The sequence below is a fragment of the Arthrobacter sp. Cr_A7 genome, assembly GCF_029222765.1.
Classification (GTDB): Bacteria; Actinomycetota; Actinomycetes; order Actinomycetales; family Micrococcaceae; genus Arthrobacter.
On sequence record NZ_JARHXQ010000129.1, the window covers coordinates 1 to 21,411 of the forward strand.

Annotated in this window: 16 protein-coding genes; 8 read left to right on the forward strand and 8 right to left on the reverse strand. The window is 59.6% G+C overall.

Going from position 1 to position 21,411, the window contains the following annotated elements; all coding sequences use genetic code 11:
* Positions 1-1,086 precede the first annotated feature (1,086 nt).
* The 3 genes from umuD (at position 1,087) to P2Q66_RS07930 (ending at position 3,221) form a co-directional block, all read left to right on the forward strand.
* On the forward strand, positions 1,087-1,518 hold the full coding sequence (gene umuD, locus P2Q66_RS07920; protein ID WP_275727020.1) for a translesion error-prone DNA polymerase V autoproteolytic subunit: 432 nt from the start codon (positions 1,087-1,089) through the stop codon (positions 1,516-1,518).
* Between the two features lie 68 nt (positions 1,519-1,586).
* Positions 1,587-2,867 carry a Y-family DNA polymerase gene (locus tag P2Q66_RS07925; RefSeq protein WP_275727021.1) on the forward strand — a complete coding sequence of 427 codons (1,281 nt, stop codon included), beginning with the start codon at positions 1,587-1,589 and terminating at the stop codon, positions 2,865-2,867.
* A gap of 39 nt (positions 2,868-2,906) precedes the next feature.
* On the forward strand, positions 2,907-3,221 hold the full coding sequence (locus P2Q66_RS07930; protein WP_275727023.1) for a hypothetical protein: 315 nt from the start codon (positions 2,907-2,909) through the stop codon (positions 3,219-3,221).
* Positions 3,222-3,333: 112 nt separating this feature from the next.
* Here P2Q66_RS07930 and P2Q66_RS07935 read toward each other — a convergent pair whose 3' ends face one another.
* Positions 3,334-4,134 (reverse strand): DUF4145 domain-containing protein, encoded by an 801-nt coding sequence (locus P2Q66_RS07935; RefSeq protein ID WP_275727027.1) that lies wholly within the window; start codon positions 4,132-4,134, stop codon positions 3,334-3,336.
* 414 nt (positions 4,135-4,548) lie between these two features.
* Between P2Q66_RS07935 and P2Q66_RS07940 the strand changes: the two genes are divergently transcribed.
* From P2Q66_RS07940 to P2Q66_RS07950, 3 genes are read left to right on the forward strand one after another with little or no spacing between them, the layout of a single operon-like run.
* Positions 4,549-6,117 carry a type I restriction-modification system subunit M gene (locus P2Q66_RS07940; protein ID WP_275727029.1) on the forward strand — a complete coding sequence of 523 codons (1,569 nt, stop codon included), beginning with the start codon at positions 4,549-4,551 and terminating at the stop codon, positions 6,115-6,117.
* Positions 6,114-7,367 (forward strand): restriction endonuclease subunit S, encoded by a 1,254-nt coding sequence (locus P2Q66_RS07945; protein WP_275727031.1) that lies wholly within the window; start codon positions 6,114-6,116, stop codon positions 7,365-7,367. Before P2Q66_RS07940 ends, P2Q66_RS07945 begins: the two co-directional genes overlap by 4 nt.
* The gene (locus P2Q66_RS07950) at positions 7,364-10,414 is read left to right on the forward strand and encodes a type I restriction endonuclease subunit R (protein WP_275727035.1); all 3,051 of its coding nucleotides are present in this window, start codon (positions 7,364-7,366) and stop codon (positions 10,412-10,414) included. Before P2Q66_RS07945 ends, P2Q66_RS07950 begins: the two co-directional genes overlap by 4 nt.
* Positions 10,415-10,586: 172 nt before the next feature.
* Here P2Q66_RS07950 and P2Q66_RS07955 read toward each other — a convergent pair whose 3' ends face one another.
* From P2Q66_RS07955 to P2Q66_RS07985, 7 genes are all read right to left on the reverse strand, one after another.
* On the reverse strand, positions 10,587-11,474 hold the full coding sequence (locus P2Q66_RS07955) for a hypothetical protein (RefSeq protein WP_275727038.1): 888 nt from the start codon (positions 11,472-11,474) through the stop codon (positions 10,587-10,589).
* A gap of 361 nt (positions 11,475-11,835) precedes the next feature.
* A complete protein-coding gene (locus P2Q66_RS07960; RefSeq protein ID WP_275727040.1) occupies positions 11,836-12,657 on the reverse strand; it encodes an abortive infection family protein in 822 nt (273 codons plus the stop codon).
* Between the two features lie 321 nt (positions 12,658-12,978).
* Positions 12,979-13,560: a recombinase family protein gene (locus P2Q66_RS07965; protein ID WP_275727042.1), complete on the reverse strand. Its 582-nt coding sequence runs from the start codon at positions 13,558-13,560 to the stop codon at positions 12,979-12,981.
* A 147-nt stretch (positions 13,561-13,707) separates the two neighbouring features.
* Entirely contained in the window at positions 13,708-14,514 is an 807-nt protein-coding gene (locus P2Q66_RS07970) for an AAA family ATPase (protein WP_275727046.1), read from the reverse strand.
* Positions 14,514-15,899: a Mu transposase C-terminal domain-containing protein gene (locus P2Q66_RS07975; RefSeq protein ID WP_152275376.1), complete on the reverse strand. Its 1,386-nt coding sequence runs from the start codon at positions 15,897-15,899 to the stop codon at positions 14,514-14,516. The genes P2Q66_RS07970 and P2Q66_RS07975 overlap by 1 nt, the downstream gene beginning before the upstream one ends.
* A 6-nt stretch (positions 15,900-15,905) precedes the next feature.
* On the reverse strand, positions 15,906-16,502 hold the full coding sequence (locus P2Q66_RS07980; RefSeq protein ID WP_152275377.1) for a recombinase family protein: 597 nt from the start codon (positions 16,500-16,502) through the stop codon (positions 15,906-15,908).
* Positions 16,503-16,785: 283 nt separating this feature from the next.
* Positions 16,786-18,237 (reverse strand): DASS family sodium-coupled anion symporter, encoded by a 1,452-nt coding sequence (locus P2Q66_RS07985; protein ID WP_275727045.1) that lies wholly within the window; start codon positions 18,235-18,237, stop codon positions 16,786-16,788.
* A 1,020-nt stretch (positions 18,238-19,257) separates the two neighbouring features.
* Here P2Q66_RS07985 and P2Q66_RS07990 point away from each other — a divergent pair.
* Positions 19,258-20,175 carry a LysR family transcriptional regulator gene (locus P2Q66_RS07990; protein WP_191036359.1) on the forward strand — a complete coding sequence of 306 codons (918 nt, stop codon included), beginning with the start codon at positions 19,258-19,260 and terminating at the stop codon, positions 20,173-20,175.
* Positions 20,176-20,306: 131 nt separating this feature from the next.
* The gene (locus P2Q66_RS07995) at positions 20,307-21,404 is read left to right on the forward strand and encodes a tartrate dehydrogenase (protein WP_172324478.1); all 1,098 of its coding nucleotides are present in this window, start codon (positions 20,307-20,309) and stop codon (positions 21,402-21,404) included.
* Positions 21,405-21,411 lie beyond the last annotated feature (7 nt).

The window sequence follows — 21,411 nt, forward strand, 5'->3', positions numbered from 1 at the left end:
CCTAGCGGGCGTAAAGTGAGAGTGTCCTCCGTCACCGGCTATTCCCCCCAGTTGGCCGGTGACGGCAGGGCCTAAACTCCCCCACAAGCCAGTCACTGTGGCATGCCGAAGGCGTAAGCAGCAGGATGCCTGTACGCGTAACTGCAAACCTTGGCAAGAATTCCCTGCGGCCGTGCGCAGTATGGCTGCTTTGCTGCGCGGTGTACGGGATGAGGACACAACCCCCGGCACCGAACCGGCCGGGTAGGGCCGTGCCGGTCCTGGATAGGCGGCCCGGCCGGCGCCGGGTCTAGGTTTCCTGGTCCTTTCGGACCTTCGAGATGGCGCGGTAGGCGGTGATGGAAGCGCCCAGCGCTGCCAGCGAGAGCACGAAGTTCACGATCGTCAGTGGTTCCATGAGGGTTTCCTTATCGGTGAGTTGAACCTAGGCTAAGAAGGAGCCCGGTGGCCGCAACCCTTGCGGTCACGACCACCGGATTTTCAGTAGCTACACCTTCCTTGCTTTACGCTTACGCTTCCGAGTTGCACCTCGGGAGCGTTTGCTCGTTAAGAGCGCGTTCCGCGTGGAAAGCAGAGCGATGACAGCTGTCGCCAGGCTCACGACCGAAGTCGCGAGCTTGAGCAGTTCGTCGATGCTCATGTAGCCACCTCCCTCCTGCCCCGCCGTGCGAGGCCCCCCCACTGGTCCAGCCGGTCGAGGGTGGGCCGTCAACCCCGAAGAGCGGACGGGCAGGTCCGCGAAGTAAGGGAGCGCCAGCGACCGCGTGGAACTGGACGGGAGCGTGGGTTGACGGGTCGGGCCCCCGGACGGCTACGATCAGTGGCCTTGTACGGAGAACAACCCAGCCACATGTAAGGCAAAACAAAGGCTTTTGCAGGCCGGAGCGCAGCGCAGGACCGGTTCCTGGGTGGAGCGCAGCGGAACCCAGGGCTTGAGGGAACGGGTTATGCCCACTGGCGGGCAGGTGGAGCCCTCCGCACAGCTCAAAGCTGTCCCCATTGGGTATAACCCGCCCCTTTTGGCGAGGCGTGTCAGTGCCGAGGCGTATGATTACCTTCGAACATATATTCGAATAAAGGTGTGTTGTGGGCGTTATTGTCGGTCCCCGTGTGATAAACGCGGGCGTTTCCTTGTTGTCGGTGCTGGTCTCTCCGGTGCCGGTGGCGGCGGGGTTCCCGTCGCCGGCGCAGGACTACTTCGATGGCCGGATTGACCTTAACGCGCACCTGATCAAGGACATCACCAGCGCCTACGTTGTGCGGGTATCCGGGGAGTCGATGACCGGCGCCGGGATCAGCGACGGGGACGAGCTGATCGTGAATCGGGCGCTGGAGCCACGCGACGGGGCGGTCGTGGTCGCTGTCCTGGACGGGGAGCTGACTATCAAGCGGCTGCGGATCACCCCGACAGGGGTGGTGCTGCAGGCGGAAAACCCGGCGTACCCGGACATCGAGGTTCCTGCCCTGTCGGACCTGACGATCTGGGGTGTAGCGACCAGGTGTTTGCATCATGTCTAAAGCGCGCTTTTCCGTTAAACGGGAACGTGGCACCTGTTCGGCGGTCCGGGATGTCTAAGCCGGCGTTGATGCGGCACATGCCGCAGATTGCTCACGTGGACGTGAACTGCTTCTACGCCTCCGCGGAGCGGGCGTTCGACCCTTCCCTGGAAGGCAAGCCCGTGATCGTGCTGTCCAACAACGACGGCTGCGCGGTCACCCGCTCCCCCGAGGCCAAAGCCCTCGGCATCGGCATGGGCGATCCGTGGTTCAAGCTCGCCCCCCGGGCCAAGGAATGGGGCCTCGTCGCACTGTCCAGCAACTACGAACTTTATGGCGACATCAGCGCCAGGGTGATGGAGCTGCTGGGCCGGTACTCGGCCTGGCTGGAGGTCTACAGCATCGACGAGGCCTTCCTCGGCGTCAAAGGCACCCCCGCCGAGCTTTTGACGATGGGCCGGTCCATGAAGGCGGCGGTCCGACGGAACGTCGGCGTGCCGGTCTGCGTCGGGATCGCGCCGACGAAGACGCTGGCGAAGCTGGCCAACAAGTGGGCAAAGAACAACAAGGCCTTCGCCGGGGTGTGCCACTGGGACTCCGTCCCCGCCGCGGAACGGGAGGCCCTGCTGGGCCGGCTGTCCGTCGAAGAAGTGTGGGGCATCGCCGGCCGGCTAACCAGGCGGCTGAACGTGATGGGAATCTTCACCATCGCCGACCTGGTCCAGTCCGACCCGGTCGCGATCCGGGACAAGTTCAACGTGGTCATGATGCGCACCGTCCTCGAACTGCAGGGAACCCCCTGCATCCCCATGGAAGAGGAACGGATCGGGCGGGACCAGCTCATCTTTTCCCGCTCGTTTGCGAAACCCATCACCACGGCCGCGGGGATCAGGCAGGTCATGAGCGTGTACGGGCAGCAAGCCTCGGCACGGCTGGCCAAACACGGGCTGCAGGCCAAGGTCCTTACCGCGTTCGCCGGTACCTCGCACTTCAAGCCCAACGACACCTCCTACCCTTCGGTGTGTGTGCCGTTGCCGATGCCCACGGCCGACCCGGTGATCCTGACCAAAGCCGGCCACGCGCTCCTGCCCCGGATTGTCGAGGGCGTCCGCTACGCCCGGGCAGGGATCATGGTCACTGACCTGCGCCCCTCCGGCAACCAGGCACCGCTGTCACTGTTCGAGAACCCGCACGAGGAACGCCACATCGGAACCCTCCTCGAAGACGTCACGCGCCGGTACGGCCGCGGGTCCATCGGCCTGGGCCACGGCGGGATCCGGGGCGGGCCGGACTGGACCATGAAACGCGACATGCTCTCCCCCAGATACACCACCCACTGGGACGAACTCCCCCTCGTCAAAGCCGCCTAAACGGCTGCTCTCTGCACCACCCAGGAAGAAAACAAGCACATGACCATCACCCCAGAAGCTCCCACCCTCAACACCCCCGTGGACGTCCGATTCACCACTGCCGGCACTCCCCTGGCCGTCCGCTACGACGGCAAAATCTGGGCTGTGACCGAAGAACCTGTCCACTGGTTCAGCAGGGACTCCTGGTGGGAAACCCGCCGAAACGTCCCCGTAGGAGTCGGGAACGTCGTAGACATAGAACACTGGCGCGTTCAGGTTCGTCTCGGCGGCTCGAACTCACCGCTGCGGACCTTCGAGCTGCGCCGCGATCCCCTCTCGGAGCAGTGGCTGCTGGAAGCCATCACTGACAACTAAGCCCGGCCCTGCGTAGCGTAGGGCCATGGACCACGTAACCGGGCTACCGGCTGGGCTCGCCCCGCCTGCAAAAGTGGCGCGACCTGCGGCAGCTAGGGCAGTGGCTTGCTGCTTACCAGTTATTGCTGCTCCCAGGCGGCTTTGCGTATATTCGACCCTTGGCTTCATTCACGGCTCGCACACGCTCTTTAAGTTCAGGGGCAACTATCAGTTCATTGAATGCCGCTTCAAAAAACTCCAAACCGTCGACAACGGCACGAACGCTGAGCGGTCCCCCTTCGTGAGATCCTGAGTTTCCGATCCACTTGATGGCGAGAAGCTGTTCCCCCACTTGCTGGTTCCCTGTTTCTGCCTTCCAGAGCTCAATTCGTTTGTGAAGGTTAATGCGTCTCTCGTTTTTGTCGTAGGCCGGTATCCCCCAGTTGGTGAGGAACAGCTCTATCGAGGCGCGAAGCACTGTTGCGGCGGAACTAGGATCAACGAAAATGATGGGCGCGGCCCGGTCGATGGCATCACGCACATCTTGGGGCACGGCCTCAGGCAGCGAGAGTAGAGGCAGCGGCGGGTTGAAATACTTAACTTTGTAGAACTCCGCGTAAGGGATTCCCTGATAATCGCTGCCCCAACTCGAGGTGGCATAGTCGACCCTGAACGTCCCAACCCCGATTACAGTCTGCTTGCATTCGCGGTAATCGCAATGCCCGATCACATGCATCGTCCCGGCAATCCATTCGGGCTCCCAGCCAGGTTCATGCATGTCTTTCATGGATTGCGCAGTGCGAGCCGTTACAGGCTCTTCCCACGAAACATACCCTTCTCCGCAAGTTCGACAATGAGGACGCGGCCACGGCCTGCCCTGCTCAATCTCTTCATCGAACTTTTGAAGAACCCGGAGGTGGGTGTTGGCCATCATCTCTTCCCCTGTTAACGGTTACAGGGGCAATCACCCCGTCGGGGACAGCATATTTCGTGGAAGAGAAGTTAAGGCGACGGATACCTTGAGACTTCCTCGCACCAGTGTCCGGCGGTACCTGTCGCTTTCAAAACGACCCCTTATCACGACGGCACGAGCACCGGCGCAGCCGCTTTCAGGCCCTTACCCTCCTAGCGATTCCAGAGAGTATGAGCCGTCCTACGTTCGCGGGGATGCCCACCAGGAGGGGTTGCTTAGGAGATACTCCGAGGTGGGGATGGACCGAACGTTCGCTTCATCACGGCTGCGCATTAGACCGGGCGCGGGAATGCGCCATGGTGAGAGGTCACCGATATCCTGAGGCGTTGAACCCAAGCATGAACTAATCGCGCGCAGCAGCGCAGGAGACGAGATATGGCCCCCACCACCAAAGAAGGACAGCGCGCCGAGCTGCACAAAACAATCTGGCGCATCGCGAACGACCTCAGAGGGTCGGTCGACGGGTGGGACTTCAAAAGCTACGTGCTCGGCATGCTCTTCTACCGGTTTATCTCGGAGAACCTCACCTCATACATCAACACGGGGGAACACAAGGCGGGTGACCGCGACTTCAACTACGCCGCGCTGGCCGACGCCCAGGCTGAGTTCGGCCGCACCGAGACTGTCGCGGAAAAGGGCTTCTATATTCTTCCCTCCGAGCTCTTCCAGAACGTCCGCAAAAGCGCCCCGCACGACGCGGACCTGAACGAAACGCTCGCTCGAGTTTTTAAGAACATCGAAGGATCAGCCGTCGGCGCCGGCAGCGAAGACGACCTCAAGGGCCTGTTCGACGACCTCGACGTCAACAGCTCCAAGCTCGGCAGCACGGTTGCTAAGCGCAACGAGAAACTCGTGAAACTTCTTGACGCGATCGGTGACCTGCCACTGGGAAACTTCGAAGACAACTCAATCGACCTGTTCGGCGACGCATACGAGTACCTCATGCAGATGTATGCCTCCAGCGCCGGCAAGTCTGGCGGCGAATACTACACACCCCAGGAAGTCTCCGAACTCCTGGCCCGCATCACAGTGGTCGGTAAAACCCAGGTAAACAAGGTTTACGACCCGGCGGTCGGGTCGGGTTCCCTCCTGCTGAAGTTCGACAAAATACTTGGCAAGGGCAATGTGCGCCAAGGCTTCTTCGGCCAGGAAATCAACTTGAACACGTACAACCTCGCCCGCATCAACATGTTCCTCCACGACGTGAACTACGAGAAGTTCAACCTCGCCCACGGCGACACCCTGATCGACCCCGCGCATTGGGACGATGAGCCTTTTGAGGCAATCGTGTCTAACCCGCCCTACTCAATCAGATGGGACGGCGACGCAAATCCTCTGCTCATCAACGACCCCCGATTCGCCCCTGCTGGCGTGCTCGCGCCAAAGTCAAAGGCCGACCTCGCCTTCACAATGCACATCCTGTCATGGCTGGCTGTCAACGGCACCGCAGCCATTGTCGAATTCCCTGGCGTCCTATATCGCGCAGGGGCTGAAGCGAAGATACGTAAATACCTGATCGACAACAATTACGTCGACGCCGTCATCCAGCTCCCGCCGGATTTGTTCTTTGGAACCACGATCGCGACTTGCATTGTCGTGCTCAAAAAATCCAAAACCGATAACGCCGTGCTCTTCGTCGATGCATCGGCCAAGATCACGCGCGTTGGCAACAAGAACAAGCTCACCAAAACTCATCAAAGGGCGATCCTCGACGCCTTCACCACCCGTGCAGATGCTGAACACTTTGCGAAACTTGTGTCGAACGAAGACATCGCTGCAAACGCCTACAACCTCGCCGTGACCTCCTATGTTGCAGCTGAAGACACACGTGAAATCATCGACATCACCGACCTCAACGCCGAGATTGCCCGCATCGTTGCCCGCCAGAAAGTACTCCGCATCTCTATTGACGAGATCGTCGCTGACCTCGAGGGTGCGAGTTGAGCCGCATAGACAAGTTGATCGCCGAGCACTGTCCAAACGGTGTCGAGTTCTTTGCGCTTGGCGATGTGGCGGAGACAGTGGCGGGGTTGTCTGGCAAGACGAAAACAGACTTTTCGGGCGGCAGTGCTCGCTACGTTTCGTATAAGAATGCATTTGCGAACCCTGCTGTCGATCAGCGAGCCCCTGACTTCGTTGTGGTTCAACCAGGAGAAAGACAAAATCGTCTGGTTGAGGGCGACATCGTAATCACTGGTTCGTCAGAATCCGTTAGTGAAGTTGGGATGTCCTCTGTGGTGACATCCGAACCGACCGAGCCCCTATATCTGAACAGCTTCTGCTTCGCTCTACGCCTTAATAATCCGGGACTTCTTCTTCCGGATTTCAGTAAGCATCTCTTTCGAAGTGAAGCTATCCGGAAGCAGATTAGAGCGACGGCAAACGGGGTGACTCGGATCAACATATCGAAGGGTCGCTTTTTGAAGGTGCGAATCCCGATGCCACCTCTTCCGGTACAACGCGAGATCGTGCGAGTACTAGATCAATTTACCCAGCTAGAAGCGGAGCTGGATGCGGAAATCATCGCCCGCCGGCTTCAACGGCTTGCGTTCGCTCGCACTCTACCTGGGGCAGCAAATATTAAGGATCTTTCTTCAAGCTGCGTCGAGCATATTCGGCTCGGCGATGTGGCATCTCAGTATGTTGAACCAATACGGGTTCAGGCTGACACGACATACACGAGCCTCGGCGTGAAGTGGTACGGCGAAGGCGTTCTCGCGCGCGAGCCTAGACTCGGCAGCGTGATAAAGGGGACGACACTCTATGGGGTGAAACCAGGTCATTTCATCTATAACCGAATGTTCGTTACCGAGGGATCATTCGCGGTTGTCCCTCCGGAACTCGCAAATGGAGTCGTTTCAAACGAATTTCCAGTGTACGAGCTCGACAGCTCACGCGTAATGCCTGAATGGTTGCTGTTGTATTTTCAGGACGAGTACACACTAAAGCGGATAGCTGCAGAAGTCACGGGGGTCGAACGTGGCTCAACTAAGAGTCGCCGACGCTGGAAAGAGGAGCAGTTCGAATCATTCCAGGTCGCATTGCCGTCAATTTCCGTCCAGCGCGAGATGATCCGAGTAGTTGGAACCGTCAGTGCTCTCGAATTGGCTCTGCGCGACGAACTGACGGCCCGCCGGAAGCAGCATGAACACTACCGTGACCGTCTGTTGACGTTCAAGGAGGCAGTTGCATGAGTGAAGCGACTCCGTGGAAATATGATCCTATTGCTGTCTCGAGTGAGAGCACGGTCGTCGCGGAGTATGTGCCGGAGGCGAAGAACGGGGCTTCATATCAGTCAGAGGTGGACCTTGAGCGTGAGTTCATACGGTTGTTGCAGTCGCAAGCGTATGAGTATCTGCCGATTACCTCCGATACGCAACTGGTCGCTAATCTGCGTGCCCAGCTTGAGGCTTTGAACAGCATCGCTTTCTCCGATGGTGAGTGGAAACGGTTCTTCAGTGAACGGGTGGCTGGCGCCAATGACGGCATCGCCGAAAAGACGGCGAGGATCCAGGAAGACCACGTTCAGCTGCTGAGACGCGATGACGGGTCGGTGAAGAACATCACTCTGATTGACAAACAAAACATCCACAACAACCGCCTGCAGGTTATCAATCAATACGAGACCCCTCAGGGCGATGGTGGCGGGAATTACGCGAACCGGTACGACGTGACGGTGCTAGTAAACGGGTTGCCGATGGTGCACGTCGAGCTCAAACGTCGAGGGGTGGATATCCGCGAAGCGTTCAACCAGATCGACCGATACCAGCGTGATAGCTTTTGGGCAGGCTCTGGGCTCTTCGAATTCGTGCAGTTGTTCGTAATCTCCAACGGCACGTTGACGAAGTACTACTCCAACACAACGCGGCGCCAGCACCTCAGTGAAACGGCCGGCGCCAAAAGGGTTAGGAAGACTTCCAACTCCTTTGAGTTCACGTCTTGGTGGTCGGATGCCCAGAACAAGCCGATCACCGATCTTTCCGCGTTTGCGAAGACGTTCTTTGCAAAGCACGCACTCCTAAACATCCTTACTAGGTACTGCGTGCTGACCGCCGACAAGATGCTGCTAGTCATGCGCCCGTACCAAATCGTCGCGACCGAGAAGATCATGCAGAAGATCGAGATCTCCACGAACTACAAGCAGCTCGGCACGATCGCCGGAAGCGGGTATGTGTGGCATACGACAGGGTCAGGCAAAACGCTGACGTCGTTCAAGGCGGCCCAGCTCGCCTCGAAGCTCCCATCAGTCGACAAAGTGCTGTTCGTCGTAGATCGCAAGGACCTCGATTACCAGACCATGAGAGAGTACGACCGGTTCGAAAAGGGCGCTGCGAACTCGAACACCTCCACCGCGGTGCTGAAGAAACAGCTAGAGGATCCGGGTGCTCGGATCATCATCACGACGATCCAGAAGCTGGCCACGTTCATCGGTGCCAACAAGGGCCACAACATCTACAACGGCCACGTCGTAATCATCTTTGACGAGTGCCATCGGTCCCAGTTCGGTGACATGCACTTAGCGATCACCAAGGCGTTCAAGCGGTACAACCTGTTCGGATTCACGGGCACCCCGATCTTTGCCACCAATTCCGGCAGCGGCGGGAACCCGCATCTGAAGACGACCGGGCAGGCGTTCGGTGAGAAGCTGCACACCTACACGATTGTCGACGCGATCACGGACAAGAACGTGTTGCCCTTCCGGATCGACTACGTCAATACGGTCAAGGTTGGCACCGTGGTCGACAAGCAAGTCGCCGCGATCGATACCGAAACCGCACTCCTTGCTCCAGAGCGCATCAGCAATATCGTGGCATACACGCGGGAGCACTTTGACCAGAAGACCAAACGCGCCGAAGGCTACACGCTCGGTGAGAAGCGGGTGCGTGGGTTCAACGCCTTGTTCGCCACCGCATCGATCAACGCCGCCCGCACCTACTACCAGCAATTCCAGTCGCAACAGAAGAATCTGCCCTCGGATCGCCGACTCAAGATCGGGCTGATCTTCTCCTATGGCGCGAACGACTCCGTAGAAGACGGCGCGCTCGAGGAGGAAGGCTTCGACACCAGTGCGCTGAGCACCGATGCCCGCTCGTTCCTGGAAACCGCGATCCAGGACTACAACGCTACGTTCGGCACTTCGTTCGACACCAGCGCCGACCGTTTCCAGAACTATTACAAGGACCTGTCGCTGAAGCTCAAGCAGCGCGAGATTGATCTGGTGATCGTTGTCAATATGTTCCTCACCGGTTTCGACGCGACCACTCTAAACACCTTGTTCGTGGATAAGAACCTGCGCGCCCACGGATTGATTCAAGCCTATTCGCGAACCAACCGCATCCTGAACTCCGTGAAGACCTACGGCAACATCGTCTCCTTCCGTGACCTAGAGGAGCAGACGAATGACGCGATCGCGTTGTTCGGTAACAAGGACGCGGGCGGGGTGGTGCTGCTCAAGCCTTACGACGAGTACTACAGCGACTATGCCGAGAAGGTCACCGAGCTTTTGGCTGCATTCCCGCTGGGAGTCCCGATCATCGGGGAGGCCGCTCAAAAGGAATTCATAGCGCTGTTCAGTGCGATCCTGCGTCTGCAGAACATCCTTACTTCGTTCGATGAATTCACCGACAACGAGATCCTCCGCGAACGGCAGAACCAGGACTACCGCAGCGTGTATCTTGACCTCTACTCGGATTTTCGCAAGAGCAAGGACCCCGAAAAGGAACAGATTAACGACGACATTGTCTTCGAGATTGAGCTGATCAAACAGGTCGAAATCAACGTCGACTACATCCTCATGCTCGTACACAAGTACCGCGCCGAACGCGGCGACGGTGATGACAAAGAAATCCGTGCAGAGATTACCCGCGCCGTCGATGCCAGCCCAAGCCTGCGCAACAAGAAGGACCTCATCGAAGACTTCGTTGATTCCCTTTCGGCCGACGGCGAGATTGACCAGGAATGGCGAGCGTTCATCATTGCCAAACGTGAATCTGAACTCAACGCCATCATCGAAGATGAGAACCTCCGCCCCGACGAAACACGTATCTTCATGGAGACTGCATTCCGCGACGGACAGATACTTACAACCGGAACGGGGATCACCAATGTTCTACCACCAACTTCGCGGTTCTCACGGACAGGAGGCCATGGCGAGCGAAAACAGAGCGTCATCGCCAAACTCAGCGCGTTCTTCGAAAGATTCTTCAGCCTGAGCTCACACGAAACTAGCTACGACCAGTAGACATGCACCACCGGTCTCAAGCCGACCGCCTAGAGTGAGGCTAGCTCCGATTGACTTCCTTGGAGTTATGACGCGGAACCCGCTGCCCCTCCCCCAGACGCAACCCAGCAGCCAGATATCGTCCTGTGGAGCATGGTTATGGGGCACATAACCTAGGAGACATTACAGCTAGTTAGGCGGCGTCCTTCTGCATCATGTCCCAGACTTCCTGACGGGCCGCAGTGAAATCGAATTCCCTACCAGACATGAGTGACGTGACTCGCTCGAGTGGCCACTCGGTCAGCGTGCCGTAGCGAGCCGAGAAGATGCCCACCCGGTCGATGTTGTACTGGTTTGAGTAGTCCAGCAGCGCATAGCCAAGAAGCTGATACACATTATCGGTTTTCAGTACGTCTGGACGAAGTCCGGCCTTGTTCCTAGGAGCAAGGGTGGTCTTAATGTCAATTAGCAATCCACCCGCGATGAGATCAGCTTCCGCCGCGATTCGTTGGGCAGGACCGCGCTTCGAGAGATCGAAGGTAGGGCCAAGGCTTAGTGGACCTGTCAGCTTCGGAATGAGGCGTTCTTCGGCGAGCTCCTTCAACGCAATCAGCTCCGTGACTGCGGCATCATCGGCTTGCTCAAGCATCCTGTCCACAGTGAAGTCATCGCTACGGACTAAGTCGGGCACGAGAGAAGCCCAGTCAGCACCCGCCCGGTACGCACTAACACAAAGAGCGAGAGCCCAGGCAGCGCGAGCGGCTAGCTCACCTTTGCCCGACCGACCAACGAGGACCGCCAGTTCGTTAACAACCTCGTGGTAAATCGCGTTAAAGGGAAAAAGGATGAGTGCTGACTCTGGGGTCTCGTCAGGCTCAAGGATTAGACGCACGATCAAGTCGACAGCAGTTCCGACGTTTCCTGCATTCGCCCCTAGGGAGTCGACGACGACGTTACCTGCTGCAGCCTTATATTCGGCCTGAAGCAGCTTCGAATTTGGAAAGTTGGCACGGAGGTATCGGCCGATCGAGGTCTTCGGATCTTTGACGTCCTTACTGAACAGCCCTGTGGTGTTGTACATGTTTTGACCCTAATTGCCAGGACCGACAGCGGCCGCGTCAAACCCCTTTTGCAGCTCGGCATTCAACGGGTGGCCCACTTTCTTAGAAGTGGGACCTAATAGCGCCGCCACCAGCGCTAAAGAGACCAAAGGCTGCCACACGGCTACGCCAATGGCTAAGGATGTCAGCACAAGCGGCCAAGTCCCGGACCAGCTGAACAAGCCGGCGTTGCTCACTACTCCGTCCGGTCCAATGCCACTCATACGGCCGGCCTCAGCAACACACCATTCATCCCCAGGGCTAACCATTTGGTCCCCCGGCCCCGCTAAGTGCCTTTAACAACACCCGGGCTCGATATGAGGCCCTGCCTCGGTGGCTGGCTTATCTCGGTTGTTCATGACCGTTTTCGTTGACACGCCAAGGCGCCCTTTCGTCAGACAAGGTGTCGAGGATGAATTCACACCAAAGCTTCGCTGCGTTGACCGCCAAGCGTGCGTGACGAGCACCGAGACCACTCCGTACTGCGTCGTGCCCGTGGCCTGTCCCGTAGCCAGCGTTTCTTAGCTCCGCGACTCCGATCGCAACTGTGCTCGCCGCCCCGAGAATGCGGCGCACTGACGGAGCTGCATCTGGCCCCCCAGCCTGTGTCGGATGCACACTTAGAGCCTCCTGTGCACGCCGTACAAGGTCCGGCACTTCTTCACGCCCCGACAGCACTTCCCCTCGTTCCCGCAGGACAAGTTTGGCTGTGCTCTCAATAAGTTCTTTTGCAGAACCTATGGCTTGGGCAGGGTCACCATGCCTAACTGCCCGGCTTATCCGATCAAGGTGTTCCAAAATGACTGCCGGATCCGTAATGCCGGCCAGAAGTGGATCCTCGACCACAACAGCTTCAGGCCCGCCAACAATTTTTCCCTCATCAGTCCACTCATAGCCGTCCCGTCTAAAAAGACGCCGCAGGCGCTCGATACGCCCGGCTCCTGGTCGATATTCATTGGTCGGATCGAACAACCCGGAAAGCGCCGCTTCAAAGACTCTGAGCGCACGTGCCACTTGCGACGGGTCAGCCCAATCAACCTGATCTAGATAGCCCTGGAAGTGAGTAACTCGCTGACCGCCAACTGGCTCCGGATCTTCAAATACAGGCGCAAAAAGTTCGTCCTGCCAGAGCTCGTCGATCTCACGCAACGTCGTGTCGCTCATAAAATCCCGAACAGCTTCGCGTGCACGTCGACTGACCAGCTCACGCCTATGATTCGCCATGGTCAAGAGAATATGGCGAACCCCTCTAAAGGCACGATTTGGCGCGTCCCACTTCCTTGTTGTTGGGACGCTCCCAGCGGCACACTCCCCCTGTCATTTTCACAAGACGACTGCACAAGCGCCCGCGGAATTCCGGGGGTTGTTCAGACGAGTATGGATATTGAAACGTCAGAAGTGCCCTGCACAAGACTGCATCCTGCTCAATAGTCCTCTGCACCAACCGTCATCTTTTCCGAAGCCGCCTGCACCAGCCTGCAGCAACTACTTCTTTGGAGCCTTGGTCGCGCCTGTTGCCGGGACCCATCGGTAGAGGGTGGGCACGGAGACTCCTAGGGTGTCGGCGACCTCCCGGGGCGGTGTTCCCTGCTTGAGGAGTTTGTGGGCTGAGCGGATCTTGGCATCTGTCATGATGCGTTTACGGCCGCCGACCCGGCCTTGTTGGCGTGCGGCCTGCAGGCCGGCCTGTGTGCGTTCGACCATGAGTTCCCGTTCCATCTGGGCCAGGGAAGCCATGACGTTGAAAAAGAAGCGTCCGGAGACCGTTGTGGTGTCGATGGCATCGGTGAGGCTGACGAATCCTAGGCCGCGGTCGTTCAGTCCGCCGGCGAAGTCCAAGAGGTCTTTCACGCTCCGGCCCAGGCGGTCCAGCTTCCACACCACCAGGGTGTCACCGTTGCGCAGGTTGTCCAGCGCCTGGTCGAGGCCGGGGCGTTGGGACTTGGTGCCGCTGATGGTGTCTTTGTAGATCTTGTCGCATCCGGCCTTCTTCAGGGCTTCGACCTGCAGGTCCAGGTTTTGGTCCCGGGTGGAGACCCGGGCGTAGCCGATGCGGTGCGTGGCCATGGGTGTTCTCTTCTCAAAACTCGGTTCGGGGTCTTAGTTCGACTGTACCGTTTCGAGAACTATTTGTGAGAACGGGGCGTGGGCTGCTCGGTCGTCGTCTGTGGACTTGTCCGTTAGGTGGCGGCGTTGTGTTTTCGCTCTGTGTCGCTAGTTGCCGATGACGAGAATGCTTGCTGCTGCTTCGACGACGTCGTCGGTGATGGTTTCGAGCTGGTTGATCTTGAGGACGCGGGTGATCTGGGGGAATAGCCGTTCGAGGAGACGGAAGTTGCCTCGGGTGATGCGTTCTACTGCGGCGATTGCCTGGGCGTCGGTGAAGTCGTCCGGGTCGAGGGTCCGTCCGAGGCGTTTCCAGTGTCGGTCCAGAACGAAGAGGAGTTCGTCTCTGCCGAGGGAGCGGTATCGGTGGGAGAAGCCGAGGCGGCTGTATAGCTGGGGGTAGTGCCGGAATCGTTGGTCGATGCCGGGCATGCCGATGAGGATCATCGGCAGGTGGGTTCGGTCGTGTTTGTCACGGAGGAGTTCGAGGGCTGTCGCGTTGAGGCGTTCGGCTTCATCGATGATGAGCAGCTCCACGAGCGTGGTGACTCTGTTCATTGAGCGTGGTGCGGTATCGAGTTTGTGCAGGTGTTCGTCAATGCACGAGCCGATTCTCACCTGGTACCGGTGTATGTCCTCCATAAGTGTTTTGGGACGGCAGAGAACGTCCGGGGTGTAGAACACGGTCCGGGAGCGGTTGGCGAGGGTGTAGTGCTTTTCGTCCTGGTCGCCGCGTGGTCCCCATTCGGTGATGTAGGGCTCAAGGTCATCCCAGTTTGCGTAGCGGCGCGCGGAGAGTGTTTTGCCCACCCCGGCGTCACCGTGGCAGATCCCTATTGTTCGTTCTTTGCGGACTGCGTTGGCGAACTCGGTGAAGCGTCGGTGCTCCTTGGTGACGATGAAGGTGGGGTTCATCATTCGTCCTCTTCGTAGGTGCGCAGTCGGCGCCGGCGCCGTACTGGTTCAGTAATGTGCGGTTCGTCACGGCTGGTGACTGTTGGGATGCGGTCGTTGATGGTGCGGCGCAGTTCTTTCCGGCGTGCTCTGCGTGCGGCCTCGATGTCCCGCAGGCTCAGGCGAAGGTTGGGGTGGTCTTCATCGATGGCGACGCAGACGAAGGTGTCGTGGTCGTAGACGCGGATTTCGGAGATGTCCCGGGGGTCGTAGCGGATGGTGATGGTTTGCCCCACGAAGGGCGCCAGCGTGGGTGAGAGGTAGCGCTGGCCTTGAAAGTGGATGCCGTCGCGTTGCACGGTCCGGTTCTTTGGAACTGTCAGGAGTAGCCCGTCGAGGTCCTCCAGACTTTCGGGCATCCGGGGAAGCCAACCGTCGGCGACCCAAGCATCCCGTGGTGAGATACCAAGTTCGCTGTGGGGCCGGTCGTTGTAGGCGGCGACGAAGCCTCTGATGGCGCGATCCAGTCCGGGGAGGTCGAGCGTGGGGCGTGGTTTCCTGTTCCCGGGCCCAAGGTGTCCGGGGAGGGTGGAGAGAACTTCGGTGTTGATGGTCCCGAAGAACCGTTCGATCTTTCCTCTGCCCTGGGGGCGGCCAATGGTCGAGTGGATGATGCGGATGTGCAGCTCGATGGCGGTGCGTTCGAGGTGGTGGCTGGTGAAGTCGGAGCCGTGATCCACGTGCAGGATGTCGGGCAGCCCGCACATTGCCCAGCTGGGATCACTCTTGCGCCAGATGGCCTGCCGGAGGGCGAGGGCCGTGTTCAGCGCTGAGGGCGCGCCGGTGAAGACGGTGTAACCGCAGAGCGCTCGGGAGTAATCGTCCATCACTGTCGTCAGCCAGGGTCGGTCGGGTTTGCCGTTGGCGCCGTTGATGAGGATGTCGAGTTGGGTGTGGTCCGCTTGCCAGATTTGGTTTGGTCGGTCGGCGCGGCGTCGAAGGACAAGTTCATGCCGGTCCCGGTAGGATGCGGGACCTTCGAGAGCCAGGGTCACCAGGGCTGGGTCCAGTGCCTGGACGATCTTGCGGACGACGGAGTAGCTCGGCGCCTGGGCGCCTTGTCTGCCCGCTTCGGCCGCGGCGAGTCTGTGCAGCGTTGCCATGCTCGGGCGGGGCTTCGCCAGTGCAAGTCCCTCGATAAACCTAACCAATCCGGGGTCTATGCGCCGCGTGCCGGCATCGGCCCGCGGTCCCAAGTCGAGAGCACTCGCACCACCCGCCCGGTAGAGCCGGAGCCAGCGTTGAAGAGTGCGGGTGCTGATTCCGGTTTCGCGGGCGAGGGCGGCAAGCGGGATCTGGTCCTCGACGTGAAGTCGAAGGACTTTCCAGCGCTCATCGCCGTTCAGGATTACCTACGTTCTGGTGCTCTCGCGGGCGGCGAGGGCTTGCTGGTGGCGGTAGAGAGTGGCGCGGCTCCATCCAACGAGACGGGCGGCGTCTTCGGCGGTGCGTCCCTTCGCCCGGGCGTCCTGCGCGATCGCCAGCTTGTCCGCGATGACAACCGGATCCGTCAGCGGGCGGCCAAAGCGCGTTCCGTTCTGCCTGGCGGCGGCAATGCCGGCATTGACCCGCTCGACGATCAGCTCGCGCTCATATTCGGCCAAGGTGGCGAGCATGTTCAGCATCAACCGACCTGTCGAGGTCGCCGGGTCGATACCGTCGGAGATGGATCGGACCTGGACGCCGCGTTCGCGCAGCAGGTTCACGGTGTTCAGCACGTCGATCAATGACCGGCCCAACCGATCGACCCGCCACACAACAACGGTGTCGCCCTCCTCGGCGTACTCGAGGAGCCTCTTCATCCCGGGCCGTTCGATCGCCGTCTTACTTCCCGAGGTCACGTCGGCGAAGACGTCGCGCTTTTGCACACCGACGGAGAGCAGAGCGTCGAGCTGCAGCTGGGCATCCTGGTTCGAAGTACTCACCCGTGTGTAGCCCAATTGCCTCATCAGGCCATTCTGACTCAAAAAGCCCATCACGGGCGTGCACTGAGACGATTTACGGTGAGACGTGTTTCCGGGACATCAGCCAGCCCGGTTTTCCCAGTCCGCCGCCGTCCCCTCCCGACACCCCGGACAGTGTCTCGAAAAGCTTTTGCTTTCTAAGACAGGCGTTTCGAGGACTCTTGTTTTGACGGTTTCCGTAGGTCGCTCTGGCATCAGTCCGAGACAAGACGCAGGGTCCATAGCCGTGGATTTGGCTATGGACCCTGCCCCGAATGGTTGAGTTGTGCTATCTGCCGATGCCCGTGATACCGACCATGATCGGGACGATGCTGATGATGAGGATTGCGCCGAGGATATCGAAGGTGAATCCGGTGCGGACCATGCGGGTGATGGGAACGGCGCCGGAGCCGTAGACGATGGCATTCTGCGGCGTTGAGACCGGCAGCATGAACCCGAACGAGGCGGCGAACGTTGCTGCCAACGCAGGAACGAGGGGGTCCACTCCCATGGCGACACACAACGGTATGACGATGGGGACAACGACGGCCGCGGATGCGGTATTGCTGGTTGTCTCCGAGATGAGGATTGCCAAGATTGCCGCGAATGCGGTGATCGCCACGATGTTGGTGACGCCAAGGTTCTGAGCGGCTGCGTTGCCGATCGTTTGGGCGAGGCCGGTGGCCGAAAGGAGGGCGCCGAAGATGATGCCCGTACCGAAGAGGATGATGGTTCCCCAGTCGATCTTGGCGGCGTCGGACCAGGTCATGGTCGCGCGGCGTTCCTTCCAGTTGGTTGGAAGGATGAAGAGCAGGGATGCGCCGATCACGGCAACGATGCCTTCGTCCAGGCGGTCGTCCAGGAACGCATAGAGCTCGGAGTCCGGGCCGGTGATGAGGCTGGCGATTGCCGGAAGGAGCCACAGCGTGACGGTCAGGCCGAAGGCGATGAGGGTGTTGATTTCGGCCCGGGACATCTTTCCCTGTTCGGCCTTTTGCTCGCGGATGAATTTGTCCACGCCTTCGATGCGGCGGATTTCCGGCTTGTTCAAAAGGAACATGATGAGCGCCAGCACGACGAACATTGCTGCGCAGACTGGGGCCACTGTGGCTGTCCATTGAACGAAGGAAATCTTGGTGCCGGTTGCTTCCTCGATGAGGCCGCGGCCGATGAGGTTCGGGGGCGCTCCTACCGGTGTCAGGAGGCCACCTACGCTGGCGCCGTAGGCGAGCATCAGCATCAGGGCTGCGCCCACGCGGAGGCGCAGCGGGTCGAAGTCTGCCTTGACGACACCGCGGTCCTGCATAAGTTTTGCGATGACGGCCAGGATGCCTAGGGCGGTGGGCATCAGCATGGCCACGGTGGCTGTGTTTGAAACGAACGCGGAGAGGACGCAGGTGATTAGGCCGAAGGCGATGATGACGCGGTAGGTGGACTTGGCGACACCGGGAATGGACAGAACGGCGAATGCCAGCCGTTGGGCGATGCCGTGTTTGAGCATGGCCGCAGCGAGGATGAAGGCGCCGATGAAGGTGAAGATGGTTGTCGAGCCAAAGGGGCGCAGCACCTCATTGGCTGGTGCCACGCCGAGTAGGACGACAGCAGCAACACCGATGAGTCCACCCACTGGGATGGGTACCGGTTCGCAGATCCACAGGATGATGACACCCAGCAGGACCGCTGCTAGTAATTGTTGGGTGTGTTCCATGCCGGTGGGGAGAAGCGCAAAAATGATGGACACTGCCGGTGCGAGAAAGAAGCCCAGTGTTTGTCGGGCCCGTTCGAATTTTTCTTCCCGGGGAGAGAGCTTCTGCTCACTTAGGCTTCTGAAGGTCTTCCCGCCCAGAAGGGCGGCGCGAACATCGGTCCTTGGGGCTGAGGAGGTGCCCGGTGATGGTGAAGATGCCGTTAGTTTGCTGGACATCGTCGTCCTTTCGTCATTGGGGTTGAACCCACTGTGCTCCCGTGACGCGAATCACGTCCAAGACGGATTTCCTACTTGTCCGATAGGAAAAACCAATCTCAACACGCTTGGGGCGCTTCACGCCTATCGAAATCTGGTTCTCGTGGTCCCGAAGCAACGTACGTCCCAGGAGGTGCCTGAAACGCCGCAAATGGGTTGGTGTTCTCGGCGATGGCGGCCTGTCAGCTGTGAATCCAGGGACGGAACAGATCTGCACGTGTCCCTCTGGGTCATCACCAGGAATGCATCATTCCTCAGAATCCAAGAATGTCGTGTATCCCTCAGGCCGGTGAAATAAGCGGCGCCCGGCGCCGTTGTCCTGGATCAGCCACAAATAGTGGCCGTCACCAGAAATTTCGTCAACACGCCCTGCAATCCGGGGGTTACGCCTATCTGACGTCAGCAGCACAACGGAATTGCCGGGAGCCAGTTGGTGCCAGCTGTCTACTTCGATGCGAAGGCAGTTGGAAAGGGTCGGGTGAGAAGCGCGGGGATTCGAGATGTACATGTGATGGCCTTCGCTGGAGATCAAGCTTGGTTCAATCCTGTGCGTTCATTTCAGGACGTGGATGGCGGCCATTTGAACCGTGGGCAGCCGGCAGTGGAACCTGCGGCAGGGCTGTCTGCTCCCGGAGCTGTGGCGTACTCATTCATTAGAGTCGGTTGTTTGGAAGTACGTCCAAGATCTAGAAGCAATAGGCTTGATAGGCCTAGGCTATTTAGGCGTTGGTCTAAGCTCATGTTCTTTGAAGCGCGGTGATTGCCGCCTAAACCAAGATCAACCAGTGAGGACGCTGCGTGGATACGCGAAAGCTGAAGTATTTCCTGGCCGTAGTTGACCACGACGGGTTTAACCGGGCGGCCGAGCACTTGCTGATCGCGCAGCCGTCATTGTCACAGACCATCGCGAGTCTTGAGAAGGACCTGGGGGTCCCGTTGTTCCACCGCATCGGCCGCCGCGCCGTCTTGAGCGAAGCGGGCAAGGAACTCGTCGGGCCGGCCCGGTTGGTGATGCGCGATCTCGACGCCGCTCAGTCCGCGGTTCAGGCGCTTCGCGGGATACGCAGCGGACGCCTGGACATCATCACAATGCCGTCCCCAGGCATCGAGCCGCTAACGTCCATGATCGCCGGATTCACCAGGCTGCACCCTTCCGTACGGCTGAATGTCAGCGCAGCCTTTACTCCTGAAGAAGTGATCGACTCCGTCCGGTCCGGCAGCACGGAGATCGGATTGGCGGGCTCCCGCACGCCTGTCCGTGTTCCAGGGGTCCAGGTCCTTGCATTGGAACGCCAGCCACTGATTCTTATCGTCAACCCGCAGGCGGACACCTTCCGCCCTGGAACGTCGATACAACGCGAAGACCTGGGCGGCCACCGGTTGATCGCCAGCCAGCGCGGATCCCTCATGAGGTGGCTTGTCGATGACGCGTTGGCCCACGGGGTCAACACCGAAATTGTCGCCGAGGTCGCACACCGCACGTCCATCCTTCCCCTGGTGCTCGCGGGCGTGGGCCACGCGGTCATGCCTTCATCCTGGGCTCCGACCGCTCATAAAGCCGGGCTGCGGACTTTGTTGATCGAACCGGTTTCCCACTTGGACGTGGCGATACTGAGCCGAAAAGAAGACTTGACGCCGGCCGCCCGCGCCTTCCTGAAAGTCGCGGAATTGCACGCAGCTGCAGGTGATCTCGAACCAGCACCCGAGGATCAATAGGTTCTTCCTATCTGCCGCATTGGATCTTAGTCTTGGACGTGCTCCTGTGTCGTGGCCTCTACTTGAAGAGGAAGAACAGTGTGACCCCGCTAACAGGCTCACTGCTAAATACTCAACGAGGAGGTAGGCACATGAGCGCCACCCAGAATTTCCGCATCGCATCCATCCCCGCTGACGGCGTCGGCAAGGAAGTTGTTTCCGCAGGACAGCGCGTCCTGGACGCCCTGGCAGCAAACTCCAACGGCAAGTTCGCGTTCGACTGGACCGAGTTCCCCTGGGGCTGCGGCTACTACGCAGAGACCGGCAAGATGATGGCTGACGATGGCCTGGAGACGCTGAAGGACTTCGACGCGATCTACTTCGGCGCCGTCGGCTGGGAGAACGTCCCGGACCACATCAGCCTCTGGGGCCTGCGCCTGAACATCACCCAGAACTTCGACCAGTGGGCCAACATCCGCCCGGTGAAGTTCCTTCCCGGCGTCCAGTCCCCGCTGCGCAAGGCCGACAACACAGAACTCGACTGGGTTGTTGTCCGCGAAAACAGCGAAGGCGAATATGCCGGCCTCGGTGGCCGGAACCTGAGCGGCCGCGGCCCCGGCAACGAGGTCGCCCTGCAGACCGCGCTGTTCACCGAAAAGGGCTGTGAGCGCATCATGCGTTTCGCGTTCGACCTGGCCCGGACCCGCACCGTGAAGAAGGTTTCCTCCGTCACCAAGTCCAACGCCCAGCAGTACGGCATGGTCCTCTGGGATGAAGTCTTCAACCGCGTGGCCCTGGACTACCCGGACGTGCAGACAGAAAGCGTCCTCGTGGACGCCATGAGCGCCAAGTTCATCCTCAAGCCCGAGGATCTGTCCGTCGTGGTGGCGTCCAACCTGAACGCCGACATCCTCTCGGACCTGGGCTCCGCGCTTGCCGGCAGCCTCGGCCTGGCCGCCAGCGCCAACCTGAACCCGGAGCGCCGCTTCCCGTCCATGTTTGAACCGGTCCACGGTTCGGCTCCGGACATCGCCGGACAGGGCATCAGCAACCCCATCGGGGCCATCGCCTCCGCCGCCCTGATGCTGGACCACTTCGGCCTCCACGAGGAAGCACGCAAGGTTGAAGCCGCCATCGAAGCTGCCACGGGCGCAGGCCACCTGACCCGCGACGTCGGAGGGAACGCCAACACCGACGACGTCACCGAGGCGATCATCAAGGCCCTGACCAACACCCTGGCCGCCGTCTAGCCAGAAA

Bases quoted from the DNA above. Each gene is read 5' to 3' on its own strand.
- P2Q66_RS07925 (WP_275727021.1), top strand. From the start codon at position 1,587: ATGCGGCACATGCCGCAGATTGCTCACGTGGACGTGAACTGCTTCTAC.
- P2Q66_RS07930 (WP_275727023.1), top strand. From the start codon at position 2,907: ATGACCATCACCCCAGAAGCTCCCACCCTCAACACCCCCGTGGACGTC.
- P2Q66_RS07935 (WP_275727027.1), bottom strand. From the start codon at position 4,134: ATGATGGCCAACACCCACCTCCGGGTTCTTCAAAAGTTCGATGAAGAG.
- P2Q66_RS07940 (WP_275727029.1), top strand. From the start codon at position 4,549: ATGGCCCCCACCACCAAAGAAGGACAGCGCGCCGAGCTGCACAAAACA.
- P2Q66_RS07950 (WP_275727035.1), top strand. From the start codon at position 7,364: ATGAGTGAAGCGACTCCGTGGAAATATGATCCTATTGCTGTCTCGAGT.
- P2Q66_RS07955 (WP_275727038.1), bottom strand. From the start codon at position 11,474: ATGTACAACACCACAGGGCTGTTCAGTAAGGACGTCAAAGATCCGAAG.
- P2Q66_RS07960 (WP_275727040.1), bottom strand. From the start codon at position 12,657: ATGAGCGACACGACGTTGCGTGAGATCGACGAGCTCTGGCAGGACGAA.
- P2Q66_RS07965 (WP_275727042.1), bottom strand. From the start codon at position 13,560: ATGGCCACGCACCGCATCGGCTACGCCCGGGTCTCCACCCGGGACCAA.
- P2Q66_RS07970 (WP_275727046.1), bottom strand. From the start codon at position 14,514: ATGAACCCCACCTTCATCGTCACCAAGGAGCACCGACGCTTCACCGAG.
- P2Q66_RS07980 (WP_152275377.1), bottom strand. From the start codon at position 16,502: ATGAGGCAATTGGGCTACACACGGGTGAGTACTTCGAACCAGGATGCC.
- P2Q66_RS07995 (WP_172324478.1), top strand. From the start codon at position 20,307: ATGAGCGCCACCCAGAATTTCCGCATCGCATCCATCCCCGCTGACGGC.